This window comes from Pseudomonas sp. NFR09 (assembly GCF_900111535.1).
In the GTDB taxonomy this organism is placed as follows: Bacteria; Pseudomonadota; Gammaproteobacteria; order Pseudomonadales; family Pseudomonadaceae; genus Aquipseudomonas; species Aquipseudomonas extremorientalis.
Genome location: NZ_FOIH01000003.1, coordinates 470,136 through 496,346 on the forward strand (window position 1 = coordinate 470,136; position 26,211 = coordinate 496,346).

Genomic DNA, 26,211 nt, shown 5'->3' on the forward strand with positions numbered 1-26,211 from the left:
CTTCTTATGCGCTGCCCCGTCCAGGGGCGTTGTACAACAAGGAGCCGCCCCCGTATGACTACCCTCCCCGTTTACCGATATGCCCCAGGGCCGCTGCATGCGACCTTGCTCGCCGGCACCGTGCCGTTGTTTCTCGGTGCCTTGCTCAGCGACATTGCCTACACCCAGACCTACCAGATCCAATGGGCCAACTTCGCCTCCTGGCTGATTGCCGGCGCGTTGGTGTTCGCCGGTTTCGCGTTTCTGTTCGCGCTGGTCAACCTGCTGCGCGCCGAGCACAAGGCCGGTCAACCCACTCGCTATGTGCTGTTGCTGTTGGCCACTTGGGTACTGGGCCTGGTCAATGCCTTCCAGCATGCCAAGGACGCCTACGCCTCGATGCCCGGCGGCCTGATCTTGTCGGCCATTGTCTTGCTGCTGACGTTGGCGGCCACCTGGACCGGCCTGCGTTCGGGAGGTGTCAAATGAAAACGTCCAGCACCCTGACCCTATTGAGCGCCGCGCTGTTGCTGAGTGCCTGCGGTGGCGAAGGCGACAAGACCCAGGCCCGTGGCCCCGATCCCAAGCTGCCGGAACAGCAAAGCAGCCTGTTGCCGAGCATGAAAATCGCCGAACCTGCGCCCTGGGGCGAACAGAAACCCAAGGTGCCGGACGGCTACAGCATCACCGCGATTGCCACCGACCTGGCCATCCCGCGCCAGACCCTGGTGCTGCCCAACGGCGATATCCTGGTTGCAGAAGGCCGTGGCGGCAGCGCGGCCAAGCTCAAGCCAAAGGATGTGATCGCCAGCCTGATCAAGGCCGAGGGCAACACCAAGGTCAAGAGCGGCAACCGCCTGACCCTGCTGCGCGACGCCGATGGTGACGGCACCTACGAACTCAAGACCGTATTCGCCGACAACCTCAATGCGCCCTACGGCCTGGCGTTTGCCAACGGCAAACTCTACGTGGCCAACCAGGACGCACTGGTGAGCTTCGACTACGCCGACGGCCAGACCAAAGCCAGCGGCCCGCCGAGCACCGTCACCGACCTGCCGGCGCAGATCAACCATCACTGGACCAAGTCCCTGGCCGTGAGCGCCGATGGCAGCCAGCTTTATGTGGGCATCGGCTCCAACAGCAACGTCACCGAACGCGGCATGGAAGTGGAGATCGACCGCGCGATGGTCTGGCAGATCGATGCCGCCACCGGGGCGCACAAGCCCTACGCCACTGGCTTGCGCAACCCCACGGCACTGACCATCCAGCCGGACACTGGGCACCTGTGGACGGTGGTCAACGAGCGCGACGAACTGGGCCCGGACCTGGTGCCGGACTACCTGACCTCGGTGCGTGAAGGCGCGTTCTACGGCTGGCCGTACAGCTACTGGGGTCAGAACGTCGACCCACGCGCCCAACCGCAGAACCCGGCCAAGGTGGCCGCCGCGATCAAGCCGGATTACAGCCTGGGCTCCCACGTGGCCGCCCTTGGCGTGGACTTTTCCATCCCGCAGATGGGCGAGCAGTTTGCCGACGGTGTGTTCGTCGGCGAGCACGGCAGTTGGAACCGCGACAACCCGGTGGGCTACAAGGTGATCTTCGTGCCGTTCAGCAATGGCAAGCCGTCCGGTGAGCCCATCGACTTCGCCACCGGCTTTCGCGGCGACGACGGCAAGACCCGTGGGCGCCCGGTGGGTGTGACGGTGGACCCGAAAGGTGCGCTGATCATTGCCGATGACCTGGCCAATACCGTTTGGCGCGTGACGCGGAACCGCTAAACAAAATGTTTGACATGGTTGCCTGAAGCAACAATATTGTTGCCTCAGGCAACCATTCGAGCATTTCAGCATGTCCACCCCCTTGCTTGTCGAACGCGCCGGCATCGTGCGCGGCTTCAACCGCTTCTACACCCACCAGATCGGCGTATTGCAGGAACACTTGCTGCAAAGCGACTACTCCCTGACTGAAATCCGCGTGATGTACGAATTGTCTTCCCGGGGTGATCTCACCAGCGCCGACCTGTGCCAGATGCTCGGCCTCGACGCGGGTTACCTGAGCCGGCTGACCAGTGGCTTTGAAAAGCGCGGCCTGATCCAGAAAGTCCGCTGTGCCACCGACGCCCGCGCCGTGCAATTGCACCTCACCGACCACGGCCGCGCCGTGCTGGCGCCGCTGGAGCAGCAAACCCAGCGCGAAGTCATCGCCCTGCTCGACAGCCTTCCCGAACCGCAACAGCAACAACTCACCGAAGCGATGAAGCGCATCCAGGCCCTGCTGCAAGGCACCGCGCCCAGCTATCTGTTGCGTGACCCGCAACCCGGCGACATGGGCCGCGTGGTGCAGCAGCAAACCGCGATCTATGCCCGTGAATACGGCTGGAATTGGGAATTCGAAGCGCTGGTGGCGGAGATCGTCGCCAAGTATCTGCGCGAATATGACCCCACGTGCGAGCGCTGCTGGATCGCGGAAAAGGACGGCGAGGTGGTGGGCTCGGTGTTCGTGATCCGTCATGACCAGACCACGGCCAAGCTGCGCATGCTCTACGTGGATGCCAGCGCACGGGGCATGGGTATCGGCCAGCGCCTGGTGGATGAGTGCGTACGCTTTGCCCGCCAGGTGGGCTACACACGCATGCTGCTGTGGACCGTGGATATTCTGACCGACGCGCGCAAGCTGTATCAGAAAGCCGGGTTCGAGCTGGTCGAGGAAGAGCCGATGGTCAGCTTCGGCAAAGCCCTGGTCAGCCAGACCTGGGCTCGCCCGCTGTGAAACAGCCCCGCGCCATGGCGGCGCGGGACGTGGAGCCTTACAGGTCAGTGATTTCCTTGTGGCGCGGCACCAACGTCTTCATCACGCTCCAGGCCACCAGGTAGGCCAGCGCACAGATCGCGAACATGATCATGTAGCCGGTATGGATGTCGTTGATGGACTTGTAGTAGTCGAACACCCAGCCGCCGATCTTGGTCATGACCACGCCGCCCAGGCCGCCGGCCATGCCGCCGATACCGACCACCGAGGCCACGGTTTTCTGCGGGAACATGTCCGAGACGGTGGTGAAGATGTTGCACGACCACGCCTGGTGCGCCGAGGCGCCCACACCGATCAGCAGTACCGGCACCCAGAAGCTGATATAGCCCAACGGCTGGGCCAGCAACACCACCAGCGGGAACAATGCGATCACCAGCATGGCTTTCATGCGCCCGTCGTACGGTGCATCGCCGCGCGCCATGAAGTAGCTGGGGAACCAGCCGCCACCAATGCTGCCGACCATGGTCATGCTGTACAGCACCGCCAGCGGCATGACGATATCGGCGCCTTTCATGCCGTACTGCGCCGACAGGTAGGTGGGCAGCCAGAACAGGAAGAACCACCACACGCCATCGGTCATGAACTTGCCGAAGGCAAAGGCCCAGGTCTGGCGATAGGTGAGCAACTTGAACCACGAGACTTTTTTCTCCACGGCGCCGGCCGGTGACGGGGTGAACGGCTGCACGGTCTGGTCACTGCGGATATAGGCCAGTTCTGCGGCCGACAGGCGTTTTTGCTCCTCCGGCTTGCGGTAGAGCGCGATCCACACCGCGACCCACACGAAGCCGAGCCCGCCGATCACGATAAATGCCGCTTCCCAGCCCCACAGACCGGCAATCAATGGCACGCAGATCGGCGCCAGGATCGCGCCCACGTTGGCGCCGGAGTTGAAGATCCCGGTGGCCAGCGAGCGTTCTTTCTTGGGGAAATATTCGGCGGTGGCCTTGATCGCAATCGGGAAGTTGCCCGCCTCGCCAATCGCCAGTACCGCACGGGACAACATGAAGCCGGCAATCGACACCGGGATCACCGCCAGGCCGATCGCGCCGCTGATGACCGCGATGCCCTCGCCCATCGGCACCGAGAAGGCATGCATGATCGCGCCCGTGGACCAGATGCCAATCGCCACCACATAGGCCGCCTTGGTGCCGATCTTGTCGACGAAGCGCCCGGCGAACAGCATGGAGATCGCGTAGACAAACTGGAACACCGCCGCGATGTTCGCGTAGTCGGTGTTGCTCCAGCCAAATTGCGTGGACAACTGCGGTGCCAACAGGCTGAGCACCTGGCGGTCGAGGTAGTTGACGGTAGTCGCGAAGAACAGCATCGCGCAGATGGTCCAGCGATAGTTGCCTACCGCTTGGCCAACGCGGTGAGCGTGGATGGGCTCGTTCAAGTTCATGGCATCACTTTTTATTTTTGTTAGGTAGGACATATGTAACGTCATATGTCGTCGTACAACTGCGACTTTTATATCGGGCCGCCTACCGGCTGTCAATCTGAAAGATTGCCGTTTATCGAGGTTCTACGTGGGTCTGTAAAAGGTCAGGCAAATACAGTTGTAGGATGACAAATACGCATGACCAGGCTGGGCGCTTTGCCCGGTACATCGTCGAGCACACCAAAAGGCTGCATACCGATCTTTTCCAGCACCCGGATCGAGGCCCCATGATCCGGTCGCACCAGCCCGAACACCTCGGGCAACCCCAGGCTGTCGAATGCCAGCGCCAACGCGTCGTGCGCCAACTCGGTGGCATAGCCCTGCCCCCAGGCCTGCACCGCAAAACGGTAACCCAGGTTGATGCGCCGCTCGGTCAGGTAGTTGAGGGGCGCGATACCGCCGAAGCCGATGATGTGGTCCGGCGCCTCGCGCCGTGCAATCGCCCACCAGCCGTACCCTTGGGTCGCCCACTGTTCAAGCCAGTGATCCAGCAGACGCTGCGCCGCCTCCAGGCTGGCCATGGGGCCCGATGGGTTGAACAGGTTGGTCTGCGGGTCGCCGAAGATCGCGAACAATCGCTGCAGGTCGCCCGGCTGCGGCTGGCGGTAGACAAGGCGGGAATGGGCGGCTGGCATTCGCATAACTCCTGTGTGGAGGGACAAAGTTCAATCCATCTGCAAAAAAACGCAAAGAGTGGTGAATTATTTCATGTCCGCTTGTATCTGAAGTGACAGAGCGGTGCCATCGCAGTGATGGCGCCTCCCCTGTTCTGCTTTAGAGTGCCCCGCATGAAATTACGTAAGAAAAGCGTCAAGCCCATCGGATTGAAAGACATCACCATCGTCGACGACACCAAGGTGCGCAAGGCGATCACCGCCGCCGCCCTGGGTAACGCCATGGAATGGTTCGACTTTGGCGTCTACGGGTTTGTCGCCTATGTGCTCGGCAAGGTGTTCTTCCCCGATGCCTCGCCCAGCGTACAAATGATCGCAGCACTGGGCACCTTCTCCGTGCCGTTCCTGATCCGTCCCCTGGGTGGCCTGTTCTTCGGTGCACTGGGTGATAAATACGGGCGGCAAAAGGTCCTGGCCGCGACCATCGTGATCATGTCCCTGAGCACCTTCGCCATCGGCCTGATCCCCTCCTACGCCTCGATTGGCATCTGGGCGCCGATCCTGCTGTTGCTGTGCAAAATGGCCCAGGGTTTTTCGGTGGGTGGCGAATACACCGGTGCGTCGATCTTCGTCGCGGAGTATGCGCCGGACCGCAAGCGCGGCTTCCTCGGCAGTTGGCTGGACTTCGGTTCCATCGCCGGCTTCGTGCTGGGTGCCGGTGTGGTGGTGTTGATTTCCAGCATCCTGGGCGAAGCCGACTTCGAGTCGTGGGGCTGGCGCCTGCCGTTCTTCCTTGCCCTGCCCCTGGGCATCATCGGCCTGTACCTGCGTCACGCCCTGGAGGAAACCCCGGCGTTCCAGCAGCACATGGACAAAATGGAACAGGGCGACCGCGAAGGCTTGACCCACGGCCCCAAAGTCTCGTTCAAGGAGGTCGCGACCAAGCACTGGCGCAGCCTGCTGACCTGCATCGGCATCGTCGCGGCCACCAACGTGACGTACTACATGCTGCTCACCTACATGCCGAGCTACCTGTCCCATAACCTGCACTACAAAGAAAACAGCGGCGTGCTGATCATCATCGCGATCATGGTCGGCATGCTGTTCGTGCAGCCGTTCATCGGTTTTGTCAGCGACAAGATCGGCCGCAAGCCGTTCATCATCGCTGGCAGTATCGGTCTGCTGTTCCTGTCCATTCCGGCGTTTATGCTGATCACCAGCGGCAAGATCGGCCTGATTTTCGCCGGCCTGCTGATCCTCGCGGTGATCCTCAACTTCTTCATCGGCGTAATGGCCTCCACACTCCCCGCGATGTTCCCCACTCACTTGCGCTACAGTGCATTGGCCAGTGCGTTCAATGTCTCGGTATTGATCGCAGGCGTCACGCCGACCGCCGTGGCCTGGCTGGTGGAAAGCACCGACAACCTGTACATGCCCGCCTACTACCTGATGGTGTTTGCCGTGGTCGGCCTGGTCACCGGCCTGACCATGAAGGAAACCGCCAACAAGCCGCTGCGTGGCGCAGCGCCGGCGGCGTCGGACATGGAAGAAGCCAAGGAGTTGTTGCAGGAACATCACGACAACATCGAGCAAAAGATCGAAGATATCGACGCGCAGATTGCCGAATTGGAAGCCAAGCGCCAAACCCTGGTGCAGCAACATCCGCGTATCAACTGAAGCCTGACCCTGCATGGCGGCCCCACCCGCCGCCATGTTTCTGGAGAGTTCAACCATGGTTCCAAGCGTCACCGCACCACAGTCGTTGCTCAGCGCAGATGAACGCGCCGCCATTGCCGAAATAGAAGCCACCACCAGCATCCTGCAACTGGTTACCCGCCTGACCGGCATGCGCTTCGCCGGCATCGCCAAATTCACCGACCTGGAATGGGTGGTCTGCTCCGTGCATGACACCGTCGACATGGGCATTCATGTCGATGACGTGCTTGAGCTGGAAACAACGTTGTGCAGCGAGTTCTGTATCAACCCACAGACCCTGTTCATCCCGCAGATCAGCCAGAGCGGCCGCTTCGCCGCACGTCCGGTGGTCAAGCAATACGCCATCGAGAGCTATGCCGGTGCACCGATCTTCCTGCCCGACGGCCGTCTGTTCGGCGCGCTGTGTGCACTGGATTCGCGGGCAATGCTGTTCGAAGATCCCAACCTGCCGGAAACCCTCAGCCTGTTTGCTCGGCTGATCGGCTGCATTTTTTTCGCCAACCTGACGACCAGCGATACCTGAGCGTTCAGTTTTCCAGCAGCGCCGCCGATAACCAGGGATACCCCTGACTTGCAGCGCTGCCCTGCGGGAAACAATGCCGAACACTCTCGTCCCGATCACCCGAACGCTCTCCAACCGCACCAGCCTGTCGCTGACACGGACCTCACTGTTCAATTTCACGGCCTTGTTGGTCCTGGTATTTGCAGCAGCAGCCTACTCGCTGATCTACCTGGCCCATGACCTGGACCACGCCGAGCAAGAGGAAAACGCGTTTTACACGCGTAAAGCCGTGCAGTCCCTGGAAAAATCCCTGCGGGTGACCGTCAAGGACTACGCCTTCTGGAGCGATGCCTACAAGCACTTGCACCTCAAGGTGGATACCGATTGGGCCTACGGTCGCGGCAACGTCGGCGCCACACTGTTCCAGGATTTCGGCTTCCAGGGGCTGTTTGTGGTCAACGACGCCAACAGCACGGTGTACGCCGTAATCGAAGGCGAGCTGCAACCCATTGACCTCAGCGACTGGCTCGCCCAGCCCATCACGCAGGTCCTCGAGCAGGCTCGTGCCGGAGCCGAACAGGAAACGCCGGTCACCGCCTTCATCAACGTGCGCGGCAGCCCGGCACTCGTGGCCGCAGCCGCCATCACGCCCGGCACCGACCCCACGGTGAAGGTGGATGGGCGCCCCGCGTCGGTACTGGTGTTTGTCGACATTCTCGACAGCGCCCACCTGGCCCTGATCGGCAATGATTTCGGGGTGAATCAACTGCATATCGCCAGCGCCGATGAGGTCGGCAATACCTTGCTGGTCCCCCTGGGCGAAAACGGTGCAGCCGGCAGCCTGCATTGGCAGCCGGCGCGCCCAGGCGTGCGGTTGATGGGTGTTGGCTTGCCGCTGCTGGGCCTGGCCGCATTGCTGGTATGCCTGATGACCTGGGTGATCCTGCGCCGCGCCAGTGCCGCTGCCCTGGCCCTGGATGCCAGCCATGCGTCGCTGCTAGACAGCCAGAATGCCCTGACTACCAGTGAAGCGCGCTTTCGCGATGTGGTGGAAGCCAGCTCCGATTGGGTCTGGGAAATCGACGCCGGCTGGCGTTTCACGTACTTGTCGGAGCGCTTCGAGAACGTAACCGGCCTGGCCCGTCATACCTGGATCGGCGCCGCCATCAACGAGCTCCTGGACACGGAAGCCGGCGCGCTTTCGCAATGGCTGAACACCCCCAGCCGTACCGCGGACCTCAGCGTGCAATGCCGCTACGTCGACGCCCACGGCCAGGAACGCACCACACGGCTCGCGGCAAGGCAAATGCCCTGTGGCGGTTTCCGCGGAACCGCCACCGACGTGACCGAGGAAGTCGAAGCACGGCGCCGCATTGAATTCCTGTCTCAGCACGACGCACTCACCGGGCTGGCCAACCGAACGCGCCTGCAAGCGTTCCTCGACGACAAGCTCAAGGCACTGCCGGCGTCGGGGCAGCCTTTGGTCATGCTCAGCCTGGACCTGGACCGCTTCAAACCGGTCAACGACCTGCTCGGGCACGCCGCGGGCGACCACGTGCTCAACGAAGTGTCGACCCGCCTGGCCGATTGCGTGCGCCACGGCGACCTGGTAGCCCGGGTGGGTGGCGATGAGTTTGTGATGATCCTCACGAATGCGGGGACCCAGGACGATGTCGAGTCCTTGTGCCTGCGCTTGATCGAGTCCGTTGAACAGGCGGTCAGGATCGGTGAGCAGGAAGTGTTCGTCAGCGCGAGTATCGGCATCGTGCTGGCCCCCGACGATGCCAGCGAAGCCACCGAACTGCTGCGTTATGCCGATATCGCGCTATACGAAGCCAAGGCTGCTGGCCGCAACACCTGGCGGTTTTACTCAGGGGAGATGAATGCACGGATCATCGAGCGTCGCCGCCTGGAAAGCGACCTGCGTTTTGCAATCAAGCACAACGAACTGCGCCTGCACTTCCAACCACGCTATCGCATTGCCGATGGGCGGATGGTCGGCGCCGAGGCGCTGGTGCGCTGGCAGCACCCACAGCGCGGGCTGATTCCACCCGACACCTTCATACCGATTGCCGAAGAGTCAGGGCTGATCCTGTCGCTGAGCGACTGGGTACTGCAAACCGCCTGCGCCTGCGCCGCCCAGTGGCCCGAAGCACTGTTTGTGTCGGTGAACCTGTCGTCCACGGAGTTCAAGCGTGGCGACCTGGTGGAGCGCATTCGCAACGCCCTCAAGACGTCGGGGATCGATCCGGCGCGGGTTGAACTGGAAATCACCGAAAGCGTGATGCTCGAAGACGCCGCGGGCGCACTGGCGGTAATGCACACCCTCAAACGCCTGGGCATACGTATTGCCATGGATGACTTCGGCACCGGGTACTCCTCGTTGAGCTACCTGCGGGCCTTCCCCTTCGACGGGTTGAAGATCGACCGCAGCTTCCTCAGCCGCCTGGAAGACAGTGAGGATGACAAGGCGATCATCCAGGCCATCGTCGGCCTGGGGCGTGCCCTGGCATTGACGGTGACCGCCGAGGGTATCGAGACCTCCGGGCACCTGGAGATGCTCCGGGCGGTGTCCTGTGACGAAGGCCAGGGCTACTACCTCAGTCGGCCGCTGGATATCGACACGTTCAACGGGCTGCTCGGCGCTAGCGGAAAAAATGGCTCGGTGTCTTGCCAAACTGTTTCCTGAACATGCTGGTGAACGCACTCGGGCTGTCATAACCCAGCTCCATGGCGATATCGATCACCTTCTCGCCCACCGCAATGCGCTCCAGCGCCAGCAGCAAACGCGCCTGCTGGCGCCATTGGCCGAAGGTCATGCCGGTTTCCTTGCGAAACAGGCGCTGGATGGTTTTCTGGTCCAGGTGCAGGCGCTCGCTCCAGTCCGCCACGGTGGAGGCATCGCCCGGCTCTTCCTGCAGCGCCAGGCAGATGCGTTGCAGGCGCGGGTCGGCGGGCTGCGGCAAGGACAGCGGTAACGCCGGCAGGATCGCCAGTTCGTCGAGGATCAGGTGCATGATCCGCGCATCCCGCGAGTCTTCGGCGTACGGCGGCTTCAGGCTCACGGACGCCTTGATCAGCTCGCTCAGCAACGGCGAGATACTCACGGTTTTCGGCTCGCCGGGCATGTTCGGGAAGCGATCCGGGCGCACAAACACGCTGCGCATTTTCAGGGTGCCCACGCAACGCAGGGAATGCACGTGCCCGGCGGGCATCCAGATGCCACGGTTGGGCGGCACGGTCCACTGGTTCAGCGCCGAGTACACCACCATCACGCCTTCGATGGCGTAGAGCAGTTGATGCTTCTCGTGGCTGTGGTCGGGGATCACCCAGTTTTCCGGGTAATCGGTGGCGGAACTGATGACAGCCCAGGCGCCTTCGTTGATTTCCTGGAGAAATTCGTTCAGAGGTTTGATCATTTCGCCCTTTTTGCGACAGTTGCCGCCCCAATTGCGCGAGACAGGCATTACTGACAAATCTAGCATGAACGCCGAATCATTTTGTAATGGATGGCCACCTTAAGAAGTGGCCGCCTCTGATTAGCTGCCTTGTATGGAATGCCTGCATGTCGACCCTTACCGCGTCACCCGCCGCTGCAACCACTGCACCCCAGGCCAGCCCGTTGGTCATGCGCATCCTCGGTGCCTGCGCCCTGGCCCACTTGATCAATGACTTGATCCAGGCTGTGCTGCCATCGATCTACCCGATGCTCAAGGCCAACTACGGCCTGACATTTACCCAGGTCGGGCTGATCACTCTGACCTTCCAGTTGACCGCCTCCCTGCTGCAACCCTGGATCGGCTATCACACCGACCGCCACCCCAAACCCTGGCTGCTGCCGGCGGGCATGGTGTGCACCCTGGTCGGCATCCTGATGCTGGCGTTTGTCGGCAGCTTCCCGGCGATCCTGCTGGCGGCGGGCCTGGTGGGCGTGGGCTCGTCGACCTTTCACCCGGAAACCTCCCGCGTCGCGCGCCTGGCCTCCGGCGGGCGCTACGGCCTGGCGCAGTCGACCTTCCAGGTCGGCGGCAACACCGGCAGCGCCTTGGGCCCTCTGCTCGCGGCGGCGATCATCATCCCCTACGGCCAGGGCCATATCGCCTGGTTCGGGCTGTTTGCGGTGTTCGCCATCCTGGTGCTGTATGGCTTGAGCCGCTGGTACCGCCACCACCTCAACCTGTTCAAGCTCAAGCAAGGCGGCAAAGCCACCCATGGCCTGTCCAAAGGCCGCGTGACCTTTGCCCTGGTGGTGCTGGCCGTACTGGTGTTCTCCAAGTACTGGTACATGACCAGCCTGACCAGCTACTTCACCTTCTACCTGATCGAGAAATTCCAGCTGTCGGTCGCAAGCTCGCAGATGTATTTGTTCCTGTTCCTCGGCGCCGTGGCCGTCGGCACCTTCGCCGGCGGGCCGATCGGCGACAAGATCGGCCGCAAGAAAGTCATCTGGTTCTCGATCCTCGGCGCGGCACCGTTCACCCTGGCCCTGCCCTACGTCGACCTGTTCTGGACGGCGGTACTCAGCGTGGTGATCGGATTCATCATCGCGTCGGCCTTCTCGGCCATCGTGGTGTATGCCCAGGAACTGGTGCCCGGCAATGTGGGCATGATCGCCGGGATCTTCTTCGGCCTGATGTTCGGCTTCAGCGGGATTGGCGCGGCGCTGCTCGGCTTGCTGGCGGACACCCACGGCATCGAGTATGTCTACAAACTGTGCTCGTTCCTGCCGCTGGTGGGCATCCTGACCATCTTGCTGCCCTCGACCAAGGGCGCCTGACCTGCCGAACATCGCCTGGCCGTGTGCCATCACACGGAATGCTCTGAAAAACCTGCGTGTGCGCTTACAATCCCGGTTCTAAACGCACACCAGGCAGACCCGGCAAGACATGACGCTCGACCCTCCCACCATTTTGGCACTCACCGTTGCCCTGGCAGCCGCTGCCGCCCTGTACCTGGCCGTTGAATGGCGCAGTGTGCGCGAACCTTCGCTGCTGTGCTGGAGCGCAGGTTTCGCGACGATCACCGTCGGCTCCACCCTCGCCCTGCTGCGGCTCAATGGCTTGCTGATGATCGGCATCTGGTTCGCCAACGGCCTGCTGGTGACCGCGCACTTCCTGTTTTTACTGGGTGTGGCGCGGTTCACCCAAACACGGCTGTCGCCCGTGTGGCTACTGATGCTGCTGGTCTGGCTGGGCATGCTGATGTTGCCGGCCGATCCATCCTGGTCCAAAGCCATGCTGGCGGTGCAGTCCCTGTTGGTGGCGCTGCCGACCCTGCGCGCCAGCTTCTTGCTGCGCCCCCACGGCAAGTCCCTGAGCATCGGCGCGGTGCAGTTGCGCTATGTGCTGCTGATCCATGGCGCGTTCTATGTGGCCAAGGCCCTGTCGGTGTTGATCCCTGGCACCTTGATCGACCTCGCGGCCTTCAAGGGCGAGATCATCCAGATCTCCCTGGTGGAAGGCGCCATGGCGATCATGCTCATCGCACTGTCGATGACCGGCTCCGAACGCTATCGCCGCGAACAGCAGATCGCCCGCCTCGCCGCCCGCGACCCGCTCACCGCCCTCTACAACCGCCGTGCCCTTGACCTGCGCGCACCACGCTTGCTCGCCCAGGTTTCACCCGCCCAACCGGGTGCCCTGCTGCTGATCGACATCGATAACTTCAAATCGGTCAACGACCTCCACGGCCACAGCGCCGGCGACCGCCTGCTGGTCGCCCTCAGCGAGATGATCCGCAGCGTGGTGCCCCAAGGCGCACTGGCCGCCCGCCTGGGCGGGGATGAATTCGTGATCCTGCTGAACCCGGCGTCCACCGAACAGATTGTCGAACTGGGCAGCAGCCTGCGCGACCAGTTCCAGCAACTGGCCGCACAGCACTTCACCACGCCGGCGCCGGTGACGCTGAGCATTGGCGCGAACCTGTTCGACCAGCCGCCGCCGAGTTTGACGGCGCTGATCGAGCAAGGGGATACCACGCTGTATGAGTCCAAGCGCGGTGGGCGCGATAGCATTCGCCTCGTCGACCGCACGGGCGCCAGCCCCTTTGGCTAAAGGTCGTAACTGACCGCCACCCCACGCCCAGTCCGCACCGACTCCAACGCACACTCCGCCAAATGCAACGCATACAACCCATCCCGCACGCTGGTGGGTAATGCTGTGCCGTTGTTCAATGCGTCGATGAACTGCGCCAGCTCATTGCGATACGCATCCGCATAGCGCTCCAGGAAAAAGTGCTGCAACGGCTCCAGCGCCTCGGTGTGTTCGGCACTCCAGTGGCGCAGGGTGCTGGGGCGGTGGTTGTCGGTGAGCAGCACGCCGGTGGCGCCGGAGACTTCGACGCGCTGGTCGTAGCCGTACACCGCCTGGCGGCAGCAGTTGATGTGGCATTGCTTGCCGGAGGCGGTGCGCAGCAGCACCATCACGCTGTCGTAGTCGTCGATCTCGGCCAGAGCGGGGTCGACCAGGCGGCTGGCGATGGCGCTGACTTCCACCGGTTCTTCGCCGAGCAGGTGGCGGGCGGTGTCGAAGTCATGGATGGTCATGTCGCGCAGGATGCCACCGGAGTGGGCCAGGTAGTCACGCGGGGCCAGGCCGGGGTCGCGGCTGGTGATGATGACTTGGCGCACCGCGCCGATCTGACCGGCATCGAGGGCCGCGCGCAGGCGCAGCATGTCGGGGTCGAAGCGCCGGTTGAAGCCGAGCATCACCCGGCCACCCTGGCGCTCCACGGCTTGGGCGGCGCTACGAGCCTTGACGATATCGAGGTCGATGGGCTTTTCGCAGAGCACCGCCTTGCCTGCGGCAACCGCCGCCAGCAGCAGGTCGATATGGGTGTCGGTGGGCGTACCGATCACCACGGCGTCGATGTCATTACGGGTAAGCACCGCGGCGCAATCGTAGGCCGCCTCACACCCCAGTTGGGTACTCAAGGCATCGACCCCTTCGCGCCAGGGGTCGGCCACCAGCACCAGCGTGGCATTGGGATGGGCGGCGACATTGGCGGCGTGGATCCTGGCGATGCGCCCGGCACCCAGGACGGCGATTCTCAGCATGGTCGAACTCCTGATGTTGTTATTGAGGGAGATTCAGTCCGGCAGGTTGAACGGCGTGACGATCTGCACCTGGGACGGTGCAATCGGCCCGGCCTTCCATAGCCGGTGGTAGTGCAGGATGTGCAGGAACACGTGACGGGCATCGATCTGCAGGTTGTGATCGATGATCGCCGCGACCTTTTCTTCGCGCAGCAACTGGCGGTTTTCTTCGTCAAGGTCGTGACCGATAAACACCTCCAGTGGCCGATCCAGGGCCGCGAACGCGTCGACAATCGCGCGGTTGCCGCCGCCGACGCTGTACACCGCCTTGAGCTCGGGATGCTGTTGCAGCGCCTGGGTCACCCGCTCGAAGGTGCGGTCGTACACCCCAAAGCCGCCGCTCACGTCCAGCACTCGCAGGTGCGCGGCACGCCCACGCAGCCAGGCACGAAAGCCCATCTCGCGCTCTTCTTCGCCACGGAACAGTTCGCTGCCAATCACCACCGCCACGTCCTGGGGCTGCGTCGGCAGCCAGCGCGACATCAGGTAGGCAGCGGTCTGGCCGGCGGTGCGGTTGTCCATGCCGACATAGCCGATGCGCTCGCTTTGCGGCAAATCCGTAACCAGGGTCACCACCGGAATCCCGGCCGCGATCAGTTGTTTGATCGCCAGGTTCACCGCCGGCTCATCGGCGGCCTTGAGCACCACGCCCTGGCTGCCGGTATCCAGGCAGCGCAGCAGTTGGTCGTGCATGGCCTGGGGTTCGATCTCTTCGAACAGGTGAAAGCGCGGGGCAATGCGGAACGGCGCCAGGCTGCCCAGTTGTGCGGTAATCGCCGTCTGCACCGCGCTACTGAAGCGCTTGGGCGTGTGCATGATCACGTCGACGTGGAACGTGCGCCCTACCGCCAGGCCGTTTTTTTCCTGGGACTCCAACTCCTCCAGCGCCTGCTCGATACGCCGCCGGGTCTGGGCATGCACGCTGCCACGCTGATGCAGGACGCGGTCGACCGTAGCTTTGCTGACGCCGGCCTGCATCGCCAGTTGCTTGATGGAGAAGTGTTTGGCGCGTTCGAGCATGGAGCCTCGCATGAGGTGTTTTTGAGGTGTTTTTTGGGTATTACTGAGGTTTTGCAATGCTAGTCTCAGTTTTGTCCGGCGTCGAGCCGGGCGATGCACAACAACAAAAACTCCTGGAGAACTGCATGCCTAACACCGATCTCGCCACGTCGTTCAGCGGCCAATACTTTGTCGTCACCGGCAGCACCCAGGGCCTGGGCGCGGCGGTCGCCCGTACCCTGGCGCAACGTGGCGCCGCCGGGCTGATCATCTGCGGGCGACGACGCGCCCAGGGTGAAGAGCAGGTGCGGCAGTTGGCCCAGCTGGATTGCCCGGCGTTTTTTGTCGAGGCGGACCTGGAGAAGGTCGAGGATTGCCGCGCGATCATCGATGCGGCGCGTGCCCACTTCGGCACCTTGCATGGGCTGGTCAACTGCGCCGGGATGTCGGATCGCGGCACCATCCTGGACACCTCGCCCGAGCTGTTTGATCGGCTGATGGCGGTGAATGTGCGGGCGCCGTTTTTCCTGATGCAGGAGGCGCTGAAGCTGATGATCAGCAACGGCGTGGAAGGCGCGGTGGTGAATATCCAGAGCGTCACCGGGCACGGCGGGCAATCGTTCCTGAGTGCCTATGCCGCGTCCAAGGGCGCGCTGGCGATCCTCACCAAAAATGTGGCGTTCAGTGCCCTGCGCAATCGCATCCGGGTCAATGGCCTGAACATCGGCTGGATGGACACGCCCCACGAAGATGACATCCAGCGCCAGTACCACGGTGCCCAGGATGGCTGGCTGGAAAAGGCCGAGCGCGCACAGCCGTTCGGGCGCCTGCTCAAGCCTGAAGAAGTGGCGCGCAGCGTGGCCTTCCTGCTGTCCAGCGAGTCGGGAATGATGACCGGCTCGGTGATCGACCTGGAACAAGGCGTGGTCGGCTGTACCGACGGCGGCAGCCCGCAACCGAATCAGGCGCTGGGAGGTGTGTGATGTCGGCGTTCGTGACGGAACAGGCCGTGCGCCTGGCGGATTTCAATGACATCTGTGCGCAACGCGTGAGCCGAGAGGATTACCCTCTCTGCGCTCAAGTGCAGAGCAATGTGCCGATCTATCAGGCCCACACCCTGCGCAACAGCGACCGCCTGGCGGTGATGAATGAACTGCACCGCCTGTTCCGCGAGGGGCCCGGGGTGATGGTGGTGCGCCGGGCCTATGAAGACCTGGAAGTGGTCGACCGCCACAGCCAGGTGTTCGAGGCGATCTTCGCCCATGAGGCGGCGCAGGGCGTGGCGGCCGATCACTTCGCCAAGGCCGGCAGCAACGGGCGCATCTGGAATTCATTGCAGAAAGCCGCGCTGCAGTCGCCGGCGTCGTTTGTGGAGTACTACGCCAACCCGCTGTTGGGGTTGATTGCCGAGGCGTGGCTGGGGCCGAGCTATCAGGTCACGGCGCAGGTCAACGTGGTGCATCCCGGTGGCCAGGCCCAGCAACCGCACCGCGATTACCACCTGGGCTTTCAGACCAATGATGTAGTGGAGCGCTTTCCCCTGCCCCTGCACCTGCTGTCCCAGTACCTGACGTTGCAAGGCGCGGTGGCGCACTCGGACATGCCGCTGGAAACCGGCCCGACCCAGTTGCTGCCGTTTTCCCAGCAATACGCCCTGGGTTACCTGGCGTGGCGGCGTCCGGAGTTTATCGACTATTTCCAGCAGCACGCCGTGCAACTGCCGCTGAACAAGGGCGACCTGCTGTTCTTCAACCCGGCGCTGTTCCATGCCGCCGGCACCAACCGCACAGCCGACCGCCAACGCATGGCCAACCTGTTGCAGATTTCCTCGGCGTTCGGCAAGCCCATGGAAGCCCTCGACCGCGACCGCATGATGCTGGCGGTGTACCCGGCCTTGCTGGACAACACCGCACTGGATGCCCAGGCCGTGGCGGCGGTGATCGCCTGCACCGCCGACGGCTATTCCTTCCCCACCAACCTCGACACCGACCCGCCCTTGAAGGGCCTGGCCCCGCAAACCGGGCAGCAACTGATGCAGCAAGCCCTCGACGAACGCTGGCCATTCCCGGCGTTTGCCGCTGCCGTGGAGCAACTGCGGACCAAGCGCCAGGCGTGAACCCTCTGTTTCAACAACAACAAAAACAACGGAGCACCATCATGAAGAAGCAACTCCTTGCGGCACTCCTGACCCTGGCGATAAGCCCCTGGGCGCTGGCCGACATCCGTATCGGCGTGAGCATCGCCCAGGTCGACGACGTCTTCCTCGCGCAGATGCGTGACTACATGGCCGCCCACGCCAAGCAACTGCCCGGCGTGACCCTGCAATTCGAAGACGCCCAGGGCGACGTGGTGCGCCAGCTCAACCAGGTGCAGAACTTCACCGCCCAGGGCATGGACGCGATTATCGTCAACCCGGTGGACACTGCCGCCACGCAAAAAATGACTGCCAACGCCCAGCAAGCCAAGACGCCGCTGGTGTACGTCAACCGCCGCCCGGATGCCCAGCAGTTGCCACCGGGCGTGGGGTATGTGGGCTCGGACGAGGTCAAGGCCGGTGAAATCCAGATGCGCTACCTGGCCGAGAAAATGGGTGGCAAGGGCAACCTGGCGATCATGCTCGGGCTTCTGTCCAACAACGCCACGCATAATCGGACACTGGGGGTGAAGACCGTGCTCAAGGAGTATCCCGACATCAAGATCGTCGAGGAACAGAGCGCGGAATGGCAGCGCAGCAAAGCGATTGACCTGATGAACAACTGGATCGTATCCGGGCGCAAAATCGACGCGGTGGCGGCGAACGCGGATGAGATGGCGATCGGCGCGGCCATGGCGATCAGCCAGGCGGGCATGCAGCCGGGCAAGGACATCCTGGTGGCGGGCAGCGACGGCGGGGCTGCCGGGCTGGATGCGGTGAAGAAAGGCCAGTTGCTGGTGACGGTGTATCAGGACAACAAGGGCCAGGCCGTGGGCTCGATTGACCTGGCGGTGAAAATGGTTAAGAAGGAGCCGTACACGGCTGAGCTGACCATTCCTTATCAGCAGATCACCAAGGACAACTACCAGGCCTTCCTCAACCCTTGAGCCGAACGAATCTGTTGTGGCGAGCGGGCTTGCCACAACAAGCCCTCTCAACAGAGGAAGTTTGCGTCAAACGGTCTTCTCGCTGAACGGTTCAAGCCCATTCACCACCAGATAAAGCAACGGCCCCACCGACACAAACACCGCCGTCAGCACAAAATACGGCACCAGCGAAGCCACCGACCGCCCCCGCCGCCGCGCATCCCGATACATCCACACACACGCCAGCAGCGCCATCAAATACAGGTCGATCACCACTTGTGCGGTGTCCGGTCGCGACATCAATTCGCGCCCGAACGCCAGCAGCGACTGCTCGGCCGTCAGCAGCGTGAACAGGGTGTACGACGAAAACAGCAGCAAACCGGCCAGCGCAACACAGGATCTTTTCATGGGCTCTTCCTTGGGGTGATGAAGGCCCACGTTAGTGATAAGGTTCGGCCCCTCGCAATGACCTCGGAGGTCATGATCCCGCCATGGACACCCCTGCCACCGCCGGCGAACACCTGCGCCACTTGCGCCGGCAAGCCAAGCTCAGCCAGCTCGACCTGGCCTTGATCACCGGTGTTTCCCAGCGCCACCTCAGTTGCCTCGAAACCGGACGCGCCAAGCCGAGCCCGGGTACCTTGCACAACCTGCTGACGGCACTGGAAGCGCCGCTGGACCAGCGCAACCGCGTGTTCCTCGCCGCTGGCTACGCTCCGCGCTACAGCGCCACGCCACTGGCCTCACCGGCGATGGCCGCGATCCGCGAAGCGGTCAGCCATGTGCTGCACGCCAACAACCCCGCGCCGGCCATCCTGCTGGACAACCAGTGGCAAGTGCTGGCAGCGAATGCCAGCACCGCCGTGTTGTTTGATCTGGCTGGCATCCCGTCCGATTCAGCCGAGGGCTTGAACCTGCTGACCACGCTGTTGCAGTCGGGCGGCCTGGGCGATCACCTGATCAACGCCAACGAGGTCCGCACTCTCGCCTGGCAACGCGCCACCCGTGAGGCGCTGGGCAATCCTGAACTGGCCGCCCTGCTGGCGCGTTTACCGACGCCGGCCAGCACCGAGCTGCCCGCCGACATGCCGCCGCTGGTGCTGACGCGCATCCGCTCAAGCCGGGGCGAACTGAGTTTTCTCTCCACCTTCACCACCTTCGGCATGCCCCAGGACATCACCCTTTCCTCCCTGCGCATCGAACATCTGATTCCCGCCGACGATGCCACCTGGCAGGTGATGCGCGCGGCTTATGCGAGTTATGCCGCGCTGGTTTTGTGAAATATCTGTACGTAGACTGCCGCCATACCCCCACCTGAAGGCGGCGAAAAAAACCTGATGCAAGTTACCGAAGTCTCCATTGCCCAATTGCGCGCGGCGCTTGAATCCGGCCAGACCACGGCCGTTGAACTGGTAGAAGCCTACCAGGCGCGGATCGATGCCTATGACGGTCCGCAGACCGCCACGGCCTTGAACGCCGTGGTGGTGCGCAACCCACGGGCGCTCGAAGAAGCCGAGGCGTCCGATGCGCGCCGGGCCAAAGGCGAAACCCTGGGGCCTTTGGATGGCATTCCCTACACCGCCAAGGACAGCTACCTGGTCAAGGGCCTGACGGCGGCCTCCGGCAGCCCGGCGTTTGCCGACCTGGTGGCCCAACGCGATGCGTTCACCATCGAGCGCCTGCGCGCCGGCGGCGCTATCTGCCTGGGCAAGACCAATATGCCGCCGATGGCCAATGGCGGCATGCAGCGTGGCGTCTATGGTCGGGCGGAAAGCCCGTACAACGCCAACTACCTGACGGCACCGTTTGCTTCGGGCTCGTCCAACGGTGCCGGCACGGCGACGGCAGCCAGTTTCTCGGCCTTTGGCCTGGCCGAAGAAACCTGGTCCAGCGGGCGCGGTCCGGCGTCCAACAACGGCCTGTGCGCCTACACGCCGTCCAGGGGGGTGATTTCGGTGCGCGGCAACTGGCCGCTCACACCCACCATGGACGTGGTGGTGCCCTACGCACGCACCATGGCCGACCTGCTGGAAGTGCTCGATGTGGTGGTGGCCGAAGACCCGGACACCCGTGGCGACCTGTGGCGCCTGCAGCCCTGGGTGCCGATCCCGAGCGTCGCCTCGGTGCGCCCGGCGTCTTACGCTGACCTGGCCGTGAGCGCGGCCTCCCTCGCAGGCAAGCGCTTTGGCGTACCGCGCATGTACATCAATGCCGACCCCGACGCCGGCACCAGCGAGAAACCCGGCATCGGCGGCCCCACCGGGCAGAAGATCAACACCCGCGCCAGCGTTATCGACCTGTGGAACGACGCCCGCCAAGCCTTGGTGGCGGCCGGCGCTGAAGTGATCGACGTGGATTTCCCGCTGGTGTCCAACTGCGAAGGCGACCGCCCCGGCGCGCCCACCGTGTTTACCCGTGGGCTGGTGTCCAAGGAATTCCTGCACGATGAACTGTGGGAGCTCTCGGCGTGGGCCTTCGATGACTTCCTGCGCGCCAACGACGACCCAGCGCTCAACCGCCTGGCGGATGTGGACGGGCCGAAGATCTTCCCCCACGACCCAGGCACCCTGCCCAACCGCGAAGACGACCTGGCCGCCGGCATGGACGAGTACGTGCGCATGGCCCAGCGTGGCATCACCCCGTGGGACCGGATCAGCACCGTCCCCGATGGCCTGCGCGGCCTGGAACAGACGCGCCGGATCGACCTGGAAGACTGGATGGACGAGCTTGGCCTCGACGCCGTGCTGTTCCCCACCGTGGCCGACGTAGGCCCGGCTGACGCCGATGTGAACGAAGCCTCTGCCGACATCGCCTGGAGCAACGGCGTGTGGGTGGCCAACGGCAACCTTGCCATCCGCCACCTGGGCGTGCCGACCGTCACCGTGCCCATGGGCGTGATGGCCGATATCGGCATGCCGGTGGGGCTGACGTTTGCCGGGCGCGCCTATGATGACTCGGCGTTGCTGCGGTTTGCGTCGGCGTATGAGTCGACCGGCAGCAAGCGCCTGGTGCCGCCGCGTACGCCGGCACTCTAACTCAAGGCAGGGGCACGGCAATCAACAGGATTGCCGTGCCTAGGGTAATCATCGCTCGCTCAGCCGTGCGCCAGCGCAATCATGTCGATCTCCACCGCCGCCGATTTCGGCAGCTGCATCACGCCGATCGACGTCCTCGTATGCACCCCGGCGCTGCCGAGAATCTCGTGCAACAGGTCCGACGCGCCGTTGGCCACTTCACTCTGCTGATCAAAATCCTCGGCACTGCGCACGTACACGGTGATGCGCGGGATGGCCTTGATCTGGTCCAGCGAACCCAGGGCTTGCTGGAGTAACCCCAGGCAGCGCAACGCGCTGATGCCAGCGGCGACTTGCGCCTGGGCCAGGGTCAGGCTGTCACCAACCTTGCCCGGCAGCACGATGGCATCGCCGACACGCGGGATCTGGCCGCTGATATACAGGTGGTTGCCATCGCGGACCAGCGGCGTGTAGTTGCCGCCGATCTTGAACTCATTCAACTGATAGCCGATACGCAATTGGGCGGCCTGGTATTTTTCGTCGCGGGTCATGGGCGTGCTTCCTCGTTGCGACGTTGCCACTCATCCACCATGTCGCCCAGGGTCTTGGGCCTATCGTTGCGAATCCAGGCCATAAACGGCCGGTCGAACTTGAACCCCGGGCCGCAGTGCTCAAGCATGAAGCGGCGAACGTTCTGAGTGTTCTTGTAGTGCGGGGTGACGGAAGTAGTGCGGGTGATGGGGTCGCTGTGCCAGTCAAAATCCATGTTGTCTCCCGGGCGCCGTAGGGTTTCGGCGCTAGCATAGCGATGTGCTACCCATGCAGGAAGCAAGGCGTGCATTGCTTGATGTCTTAGGACATCACATAAGCAGAAGATCTATTTATAACGCCATAAAGCCGAAGCTTTTCAGGCTATTTCAAAATTTCACTTTCCTTCCCCATCTGAAATACTGCATGTTTGTACGACGACTTAGCCCGTCGTGCCAGCCCCCAACAACAATAAGGAAACATCCATGCAAAACGTCAAAGTGTTGATCGGTTTTCTGTGCCTGTTCAGCGGCTATGTCGCCGCAGCGCCTGCCCCAGCCGAAAAGGACGTGGCCCAAGCGGTCGACCAACTGACCCAGGCCATGCTGCACCTGGACCTCAAGCAGCTTCACGCGCTGACCTCCGACAAGCTCACCTACGGCCACTCCAGCGGCAAGGTGCAGAACAAAGACCAATTCATTGCTGACCTGGAAACCCACACCAGCGCGTTCAAGACCCTGGAAATGCAAAACCAGACCATCACCCTGCAAGGCGACACCGCACTGGTGCGCAACCACTTCCATGCCCTGGCGGTGAACAGTGGCGTTGAAGTGCCCACTGATATCGACAACTTCCAGGTCTGGCAGAAGCAAAAAGGCAAATGGCTGCTGATCGGACGTCAGGCCTACAAGTACTGATGCCCAGCGGTGAGCCGCTGAAACCGGCTCACCACGCCACCCCCTTGCGCACCGTCAACAGCGCTTCGCGCAGCGCTGGCAGCGCAACCGAGCCCAAGGCCAGGCGCAGTGCGTGGGGCACATGGGCCGAAACGGCAAACGGCTCGGCGGTGGACACGGAAATGCCCTCGCGCTGCAAGTTCATGGCCACCTGATCGGCCCGCACCTCTTCCCCGAGGGGCAACCACAGGAAATACGAGGACGGATGGCTCACGTAGGCCAGCCCCTTCAGCACCTGCGCCGCCAAGGTCTGCCGCGCCTGGGCATCCTGGCGCTTCTGTGCTTCCAGTTGCGCCACCGTGCCATCTTCGAGCCAGGCCACCGCAATGGCGCTCATCACGCCCGGCACGTTCCAGGTGGTGGCCATGAGGGTGCGCTCCAGTGGTTTTACCCATTCCATTGGCGCTGCGACGAACCCGACACGTAACCCGGTCGCGACACTTTTCGACAGCCCGCCCACATACACCGTGCGCTCCGGTGCCAATGTCGCCAGCGGCGGCGGCGCGTCTTCGGCCAGGAACGCGTAGGCCGCGTCTTCGATGATCATCAGATTGTGCTGACGGGCGATCGACACCAGTTGTTCGCGCCGGGCCATGTCCATCACCCAGCCCAATGGATTGTGCAGGGTTGGCATGCTGTACACCGCGCGCACCGGGCGCTTGCGACACAGCTTGTGCAGCGCATCCAGGTCCGGCCCCAGCGGGGTGACCGGGATCGCGACGATTTCCAGGTGCAGGGTCTCGGCCAGTACCTTGAACCCCGAATAGGTCAAGGCATCCACGGCGATCACATCGCCAGGCTTGAGCAAGGCCATCATCGTCACCGCCAGGCCGTGCTGGGCGCCGCTGACCAGCAGCACCTGCTCGGCGTCCACCCTCAACCCTCGACTGAGCAAATGCCGCGCAAACGCTGCGCGCTCATGCAAGCGGCCCGCATGGGGCTGGTAACGCAACAGGGCTTCGAGGTCGCCGCAGAGCGCCAACTGGCGCAACGCCGTGCGCAACATATCCGCCTGGCCCGGCAACGAGGGGTAATTGAAGTTCAGGTCGAGCATGCCCGGCGCCACCGTCATCTGCCCGCTGCCCTGCCCCGGCGGCAGCGAGATTTCGCGCACGAAGGTGCCACGCCCGGCTTCACCGCTGACCAGTCCCATCCCCTCAAGCTCCGCATACACCCGGCTGGCGGTGACCAGCGCGAGGCCATGCTCGGCGGCCAGTTGCCGGTGGGTTGGCAGGCGTGTGCCGGGAGACATGGTTCCGCTGCGGATGGCTTGGGCAAAGGTATCGACCAACGACTTGTAGCGGGCACGGGGCATTGGGCTGTATCCATGACAATTTTTTGATTGTCTCAATCCTCACCCCTAGGATGACCGCAACGCAACCCCTCCTTGTCCGGACGCCTGATCATGGAACGCACCTCCTCTCTCGACACCTTGAATACCAGCGCCCAAGGCTGGATCAACGGCTTTATCGGCGTGGTGATCTTCAGTGGCTCCTTGCCCGCCACGCGCCTGGCCGTGATGGAGTTCGACCCGGTATTCCTCACCATGATCCGCGCGGCCATCGCCGCCCTGCTGGGCGTGTTGCTGCTGTGGCTGTTCAAGGAAAAACGCCCCGCCCGCCAGCAGTGGATGCCCCTGGCGATTGTCGCCCTGGGCGTGGTGATCGGCTTCCCGCTGCTCACCGCCCTGGCGTTGCAATACGTAACCTCGGCCCACTCCATCGTGTTCATCGGCTTGCTGCCATTGGCCACCGCAGTGTTTGGCGTGCTACGCGGCGGCGAGCGTCCGCGCCCGGTGTTCTGGCTGTTTTCGATCCTGGGCAGTGTGCTGGTGATGGGCTATGCCTTCGCCCAGGGCTTGAGCGCCGCGCCGGCCGGCGACCTGCTGATGCTGCTGGCGGTGCTGGTCTGCGGCCTGGGCTATGCCGAAGGCGCCAAGCTGTCACGCAGCCTCGGCGGCTGGCAGGTGATCTGCTGGGCGTTGGTGGTCTCGATACCGGTGGTGGGGCCACTGAGCCTGATACTGGCGCCCACGAGCTTCAGCGACATCACGCTGCCCGCCTGGCTCGGCCTGGGCTATGTGGCGTTGTTCAGCATGCTGATCGGCTTTGTGTTCTGGTATCGCGGCTTGGCCCAGGGCGGGATCGCCGCCGTCGGCCAGTTGCAATTGCTTCAACCGTTTTTCGGCCTGGCGCTGGCGGCGGGCCTGTTGCATGAGCAGGTCAGCCTGGGCATGGTGCTGGTCACCGTCGCGGTGATCGGCTGTGTGGCTGGCGCGAAGAAGTTCGCCCGTTAACGCTGCGGCGCGACCATCTTGAACTTGATGTTGATGTCATTGGACACCACGCTGTTGCCGGCCCACTCGCCCTCGCCGATCTTGAAGTCGCCACGCCTGAGGATGAACTCGCCGTCGAACACACCAATGCCGCCCTGCTCCTTGAGCACCACGTCGACGTCCACCGGCCGCGTGGTGCCCTTGATTGTCAGGTTACCGCTGACCGTGTAGCGGTTACCCCCCAGCGCCTTGACCCCGGTGGATTCATACACGCCCACCGGGTAGGTCGCGGTATCGAACCAGGAGGCGCGTTGCAGCTCATCGTTGGCGTCCGGGCTGCCGGCGTCGATGCTGGCGAGCTGTATCCTGAGCAAGGCATGCCCGGCTTCCGGCTGTTGCGTATCGAAGGTCAAGGTGCCCTCGAAGTCGCTGAAGGTGCCGTATACCCGCTGCCCCAATTGCTTGTAGGTGAAGCTGATCTGGCTGGCGGTGCGGTTGACGTCCTTGTACTCCACCGCCTGGGCGCCGGCGCCATAGGCAAGGATCAAGGCGAGGACGGCGACCGGGGACTTTCGAGGTTTCATACAGCACTCCGCAACAGGTAAGGACACAGTATCGAGCTGACACTTCATACCAGGGATTTATTCCCATCGGGCGTTTGTCCTGCTAAACAGAGTAGTCGCCCCACAACAATAAGGACGCTGCATGCACGCCCCTTCGCTCCAGGACACCACCGCGCCGGAAGGCATCTGCTACGGCTGCGGCGGCAGCAACCCCCATGGCCTGCATATCAAGAGCCGCTGGGACGCGGACGGTGTCCACCTGGTCGCCGAACACCTGCCCGAGGCCAGGTACAGCGGCTGGCCCGACCTGGTCTACGGTGGCCTGATCGCGATGCTGGTGGACTGCCATTCCAACTGGACCGCCATGGCCTACCACTACCGCGCCGAACACCGCGAACCCGGCAGCCTGCCGCGCATCGATTGCGTGACCGGCAACCTGGGCATCAAATTCATCAAGCCGACCCCCATGGGCGTCACCCTCACGCTGCGCGCCCGTGTCGAGGGCGACGTGGGGCGCAAAACCCGCGTGATCTGCGAGGTGTACGCCGGTGACGTGCTGACCGCGGTAGGCGACTCGATCTTCGTGCGCGTCGACACCGGCCAACTGGCCGCCGCCGCCCATGGCCGTGACAGCTGATCCTGGTCTACATTGATGGCCACCGC

Annotated in this window: 26 protein-coding genes; 16 read left to right on the forward strand and 10 right to left on the reverse strand. The window is 63.2% G+C overall.

Annotation, left to right across the window (positions count from 1 at the left end):
* Window positions 1-54 precede the first annotated feature (54 nt).
* The 3 genes from BMX59_RS09660 to BMX59_RS09670 all read left to right on the forward strand — a co-directional run bounded on the left by BMX59_RS09660 (window position 55) and on the right by BMX59_RS09670 (window position 2,748).
* On the forward strand, window positions 55-468 hold the full coding sequence (locus tag BMX59_RS09660; protein WP_071487887.1) for a DUF2231 domain-containing protein: 414 nt from the start codon (window positions 55-57) through the stop codon (window positions 466-468).
* Window positions 465-1,757: a PQQ-dependent sugar dehydrogenase gene (locus BMX59_RS09665; protein ID WP_093121172.1), complete on the forward strand. Its 1,293-nt coding sequence runs from the start codon at window positions 465-467 to the stop codon at window positions 1,755-1,757. The genes BMX59_RS09660 and BMX59_RS09665 overlap by 4 nt, the downstream gene beginning before the upstream one ends.
* Window positions 1,758-1,827: 70 nt before the next feature.
* The gene (locus tag BMX59_RS09670) at window positions 1,828-2,748 is read left to right on the forward strand and encodes a bifunctional helix-turn-helix transcriptional regulator/GNAT family N-acetyltransferase (RefSeq protein ID WP_092244025.1); all 921 of its coding nucleotides are present in this window, start codon (window positions 1,828-1,830) and stop codon (window positions 2,746-2,748) included.
* Window positions 2,749-2,785: 37 nt separating this feature from the next.
* On the opposite strand, the gene BMX59_RS09675 is transcribed toward BMX59_RS09670, so the two are convergent.
* Together BMX59_RS09675 and BMX59_RS09680 are read right to left on the reverse strand one after the other, a co-directional pair.
* Window positions 2,786-4,189: an MFS transporter gene (locus BMX59_RS09675; protein WP_093121173.1), complete on the reverse strand. Its 1,404-nt coding sequence runs from the start codon at window positions 4,187-4,189 to the stop codon at window positions 2,786-2,788.
* 143 nt (window positions 4,190-4,332) lie between these two features.
* Entirely contained in the window at window positions 4,333-4,863 is a 531-nt protein-coding gene (locus BMX59_RS09680) for a GNAT family N-acetyltransferase (RefSeq protein ID WP_093121174.1), read from the reverse strand.
* A 153-nt stretch (window positions 4,864-5,016) separates the two neighbouring features.
* On the opposite strand from BMX59_RS09680, the gene proP reads away from it, so the two are divergent.
* The 3 genes from proP (at window position 5,017) to BMX59_RS09695 (ending at window position 9,749) form a co-directional block, all read left to right on the forward strand.
* Entirely contained in the window at window positions 5,017-6,519 is a 1,503-nt protein-coding gene (gene proP, locus BMX59_RS09685) for a glycine betaine/L-proline transporter ProP (protein ID WP_058424053.1), read from the forward strand.
* Between the two features lie 55 nt (window positions 6,520-6,574).
* Complete coding sequence (locus BMX59_RS09690; RefSeq protein ID WP_058424054.1) at window positions 6,575-7,081, forward strand: GAF domain-containing protein; 507 nt, start codon at window positions 6,575-6,577, stop codon at window positions 7,079-7,081.
* Window positions 7,082-7,154: 73 nt separating this feature from the next.
* Entirely contained in the window at window positions 7,155-9,749 is a 2,595-nt protein-coding gene (locus tag BMX59_RS09695) for a bifunctional diguanylate cyclase/phosphodiesterase (RefSeq protein WP_093121175.1), read from the forward strand.
* On the opposite strand, the gene BMX59_RS09700 is transcribed toward BMX59_RS09695, so the two are convergent.
* A complete protein-coding gene (locus BMX59_RS09700; RefSeq protein ID WP_092244036.1) occupies window positions 9,706-10,527 on the reverse strand; it encodes an AraC family transcriptional regulator in 822 nt (273 codons plus the stop codon). The two genes, BMX59_RS09695 and BMX59_RS09700, sit on opposite strands and share 44 nt — an antisense overlap.
* Window positions 10,528-10,625: 98 nt before the next feature.
* On the opposite strand from BMX59_RS09700, the gene BMX59_RS09705 reads away from it, so the two are divergent.
* Both BMX59_RS09705 and BMX59_RS09710 read left to right on the forward strand, forming a co-directional pair.
* A complete protein-coding gene (locus tag BMX59_RS09705; protein WP_092244039.1) occupies window positions 10,626-11,837 on the forward strand; it encodes an MFS transporter in 1,212 nt (403 codons plus the stop codon).
* A 109-nt stretch (window positions 11,838-11,946) separates the two neighbouring features.
* Window positions 11,947-13,113, forward strand: a complete 1,167-nt coding sequence (locus tag BMX59_RS09710; protein ID WP_093121176.1) for a GGDEF domain-containing protein — start codon at window positions 11,947-11,949, stop codon at window positions 13,111-13,113.
* Here BMX59_RS09710 and iolG read toward each other — a convergent pair.
* Together iolG and BMX59_RS09720 are read right to left on the reverse strand one after the other, a co-directional pair.
* Window positions 13,110-14,114, reverse strand: a complete 1,005-nt coding sequence (iolG, locus tag BMX59_RS09715; RefSeq protein WP_092244045.1) for an inositol 2-dehydrogenase — start codon at window positions 14,112-14,114, stop codon at window positions 13,110-13,112. The two genes, BMX59_RS09710 and iolG, sit on opposite strands and share 4 nt — an antisense overlap.
* A gap of 33 nt (window positions 14,115-14,147) precedes the next feature.
* A complete protein-coding gene (locus BMX59_RS09720) occupies window positions 14,148-15,173 on the reverse strand; it encodes a LacI family DNA-binding transcriptional regulator (RefSeq protein WP_093121177.1) in 1,026 nt (341 codons plus the stop codon).
* A 125-nt stretch (window positions 15,174-15,298) separates the two neighbouring features.
* On the opposite strand from BMX59_RS09720, the gene BMX59_RS09725 reads away from it, so the two are divergent.
* The 3 genes from BMX59_RS09725 to BMX59_RS09735 are packed head-to-tail and all read left to right on the forward strand — an operon-like array spanning window position 15,299 to window position 18,233.
* Window positions 15,299-16,135 (forward strand): SDR family oxidoreductase, encoded by an 837-nt coding sequence (locus BMX59_RS09725; protein ID WP_093121178.1) that lies wholly within the window; start codon window positions 15,299-15,301, stop codon window positions 16,133-16,135.
* Window positions 16,135-17,268, forward strand: a complete 1,134-nt coding sequence (locus BMX59_RS09730) for a phytanoyl-CoA dioxygenase family protein (RefSeq protein WP_092244054.1) — start codon at window positions 16,135-16,137, stop codon at window positions 17,266-17,268. The genes BMX59_RS09725 and BMX59_RS09730 overlap by 1 nt, the downstream gene beginning before the upstream one ends.
* Before the next feature lie 41 nt (window positions 17,269-17,309).
* Complete coding sequence (locus BMX59_RS09735) at window positions 17,310-18,233, forward strand: sugar ABC transporter substrate-binding protein (RefSeq protein WP_058424063.1); 924 nt, start codon at window positions 17,310-17,312, stop codon at window positions 18,231-18,233.
* 66 nt (window positions 18,234-18,299) lie between these two features.
* On the opposite strand, the gene BMX59_RS09740 is transcribed toward BMX59_RS09735, so the two are convergent.
* Entirely contained in the window at window positions 18,300-18,620 is a 321-nt protein-coding gene (locus tag BMX59_RS09740) for a DUF2834 domain-containing protein (RefSeq protein ID WP_092244060.1), read from the reverse strand.
* Window positions 18,621-18,703: 83 nt separating this feature from the next.
* Here BMX59_RS09740 and BMX59_RS09745 point away from each other — a divergent pair, with 83 nt between their 5' ends.
* Window positions 18,704-19,492 carry a helix-turn-helix domain-containing protein gene (locus BMX59_RS09745; RefSeq protein ID WP_093121179.1) on the forward strand — a complete coding sequence of 263 codons (789 nt, stop codon included), beginning with the start codon at window positions 18,704-18,706 and terminating at the stop codon, window positions 19,490-19,492.
* 54 nt (window positions 19,493-19,546) lie between these two features.
* Complete coding sequence (locus tag BMX59_RS09750) at window positions 19,547-21,247, forward strand: amidase (RefSeq protein ID WP_175486674.1); 1,701 nt, start codon at window positions 19,547-19,549, stop codon at window positions 21,245-21,247.
* A 59-nt stretch (window positions 21,248-21,306) separates the two neighbouring features.
* Here the strand turns inward: BMX59_RS09750 and BMX59_RS09755 are convergent, their stop codons facing one another.
* The gene (locus BMX59_RS09755) at window positions 21,307-21,777 is read right to left on the reverse strand and encodes a RidA family protein (protein WP_071495390.1); all 471 of its coding nucleotides are present in this window, start codon (window positions 21,775-21,777) and stop codon (window positions 21,307-21,309) included.
* Entirely contained in the window at window positions 21,774-21,992 is a 219-nt protein-coding gene (locus BMX59_RS09760; protein ID WP_093121181.1) for a DUF6434 domain-containing protein, read from the reverse strand. Before BMX59_RS09760 ends, BMX59_RS09755 begins: the two co-directional genes overlap by 4 nt.
* A 247-nt stretch (window positions 21,993-22,239) precedes the next feature.
* Here BMX59_RS09760 and BMX59_RS09765 point away from each other — a divergent pair, with 247 nt between their 5' ends.
* Window positions 22,240-22,671 carry a nuclear transport factor 2 family protein gene (locus BMX59_RS09765; RefSeq protein WP_058424070.1) on the forward strand — a complete coding sequence of 144 codons (432 nt, stop codon included), beginning with the start codon at window positions 22,240-22,242 and terminating at the stop codon, window positions 22,669-22,671.
* A 28-nt stretch (window positions 22,672-22,699) separates the two neighbouring features.
* Here the strand turns inward: BMX59_RS09765 and BMX59_RS09770 are convergent, their stop codons facing one another.
* Window positions 22,700-24,025: an aminotransferase-like domain-containing protein gene (locus BMX59_RS09770; RefSeq protein WP_093121182.1), complete on the reverse strand. Its 1,326-nt coding sequence runs from the start codon at window positions 24,023-24,025 to the stop codon at window positions 22,700-22,702.
* Between the two features lie 90 nt (window positions 24,026-24,115).
* Here BMX59_RS09770 and BMX59_RS09775 point away from each other — a divergent pair, with 90 nt between their 5' ends.
* Window positions 24,116-25,006: a DMT family transporter gene (locus BMX59_RS09775; protein WP_093121183.1), complete on the forward strand. Its 891-nt coding sequence runs from the start codon at window positions 24,116-24,118 to the stop codon at window positions 25,004-25,006.
* Here BMX59_RS09775 and BMX59_RS09780 read toward each other — a convergent pair.
* Window positions 25,003-25,569, reverse strand: a complete 567-nt coding sequence (locus BMX59_RS09780; RefSeq protein ID WP_071487911.1) for a YceI family protein — start codon at window positions 25,567-25,569, stop codon at window positions 25,003-25,005. The genes BMX59_RS09775 and BMX59_RS09780 overlap by 4 nt on opposite strands.
* A 121-nt stretch (window positions 25,570-25,690) precedes the next feature.
* On the opposite strand from BMX59_RS09780, the gene BMX59_RS09785 reads away from it, so the two are divergent.
* Window positions 25,691-26,185 carry a PaaI family thioesterase gene (locus BMX59_RS09785; protein ID WP_071487912.1) on the forward strand — a complete coding sequence of 165 codons (495 nt, stop codon included), beginning with the start codon at window positions 25,691-25,693 and terminating at the stop codon, window positions 26,183-26,185.
* Window positions 26,186-26,211: the final 26 nt, after the last annotated feature.

Coding starts and splice junctions, on each gene's coding strand:
- BMX59_RS09705 (WP_092244039.1), top strand. CDS start 10,626: ATGTCGACCCTTACCGCGTCACCCGCCGCTGCAACCACTGCACCCCAG.
- BMX59_RS09740 (WP_092244060.1), bottom strand. CDS start 18,620: ATGAAAAGATCCTGTGTTGCGCTGGCCGGTTTGCTGCTGTTTTCGTCG.
- BMX59_RS09660 (WP_071487887.1), top strand. CDS start 55: ATGACTACCCTCCCCGTTTACCGATATGCCCCAGGGCCGCTGCATGCG.
- BMX59_RS09765 (WP_058424070.1), top strand. CDS start 22,240: ATGCAAAACGTCAAAGTGTTGATCGGTTTTCTGTGCCTGTTCAGCGGC.
- BMX59_RS09680 (WP_093121174.1), bottom strand. CDS start 4,863: ATGCCAGCCGCCCATTCCCGCCTTGTCTACCGCCAGCCGCAGCCGGGC.
- BMX59_RS09700 (WP_092244036.1), bottom strand. CDS start 10,527: ATGCCTGTCTCGCGCAATTGGGGCGGCAACTGTCGCAAAAAGGGCGAA.
- BMX59_RS09755 (WP_071495390.1), bottom strand. CDS start 21,777: ATGACCCGCGACGAAAAATACCAGGCCGCCCAATTGCGTATCGGCTAT.
- BMX59_RS09725 (WP_093121178.1), top strand. CDS start 15,299: ATGCCTAACACCGATCTCGCCACGTCGTTCAGCGGCCAATACTTTGTC.
- proP (WP_058424053.1), top strand. CDS start 5,017: ATGAAATTACGTAAGAAAAGCGTCAAGCCCATCGGATTGAAAGACATC.
- BMX59_RS09695 (WP_093121175.1), top strand. CDS start 7,155: ATGCCGAACACTCTCGTCCCGATCACCCGAACGCTCTCCAACCGCACC.
- BMX59_RS09770 (WP_093121182.1), bottom strand. CDS start 24,025: ATGCCCCGTGCCCGCTACAAGTCGTTGGTCGATACCTTTGCCCAAGCC.
- BMX59_RS09730 (WP_092244054.1), top strand. CDS start 16,135: ATGTCGGCGTTCGTGACGGAACAGGCCGTGCGCCTGGCGGATTTCAAT.
- BMX59_RS09745 (WP_093121179.1), top strand. CDS start 18,704: ATGGACACCCCTGCCACCGCCGGCGAACACCTGCGCCACTTGCGCCGG.
- BMX59_RS09670 (WP_092244025.1), top strand. CDS start 1,828: ATGTCCACCCCCTTGCTTGTCGAACGCGCCGGCATCGTGCGCGGCTTC.
- BMX59_RS09720 (WP_093121177.1), bottom strand. CDS start 15,173: ATGCTCGAACGCGCCAAACACTTCTCCATCAAGCAACTGGCGATGCAG.
- BMX59_RS09785 (WP_071487912.1), top strand. CDS start 25,691: ATGCACGCCCCTTCGCTCCAGGACACCACCGCGCCGGAAGGCATCTGC.
- BMX59_RS09780 (WP_071487911.1), bottom strand. CDS start 25,569: ATGAAACCTCGAAAGTCCCCGGTCGCCGTCCTCGCCTTGATCCTTGCC.
- BMX59_RS09760 (WP_093121181.1), bottom strand. CDS start 21,992: ATGGATTTTGACTGGCACAGCGACCCCATCACCCGCACTACTTCCGTC.
- BMX59_RS09735 (WP_058424063.1), top strand. CDS start 17,310: ATGAAGAAGCAACTCCTTGCGGCACTCCTGACCCTGGCGATAAGCCCC.
- BMX59_RS09690 (WP_058424054.1), top strand. CDS start 6,575: ATGGTTCCAAGCGTCACCGCACCACAGTCGTTGCTCAGCGCAGATGAA.
- BMX59_RS09675 (WP_093121173.1), bottom strand. CDS start 4,189: ATGAACTTGAACGAGCCCATCCACGCTCACCGCGTTGGCCAAGCGGTA.
- iolG (WP_092244045.1), bottom strand. CDS start 14,114: ATGCTGAGAATCGCCGTCCTGGGTGCCGGGCGCATCGCCAGGATCCAC.
- BMX59_RS09665 (WP_093121172.1), top strand. CDS start 465: ATGAAAACGTCCAGCACCCTGACCCTATTGAGCGCCGCGCTGTTGCTG.
- BMX59_RS09775 (WP_093121183.1), top strand. CDS start 24,116: ATGGAACGCACCTCCTCTCTCGACACCTTGAATACCAGCGCCCAAGGC.
- BMX59_RS09710 (WP_093121176.1), top strand. CDS start 11,947: ATGACGCTCGACCCTCCCACCATTTTGGCACTCACCGTTGCCCTGGCA.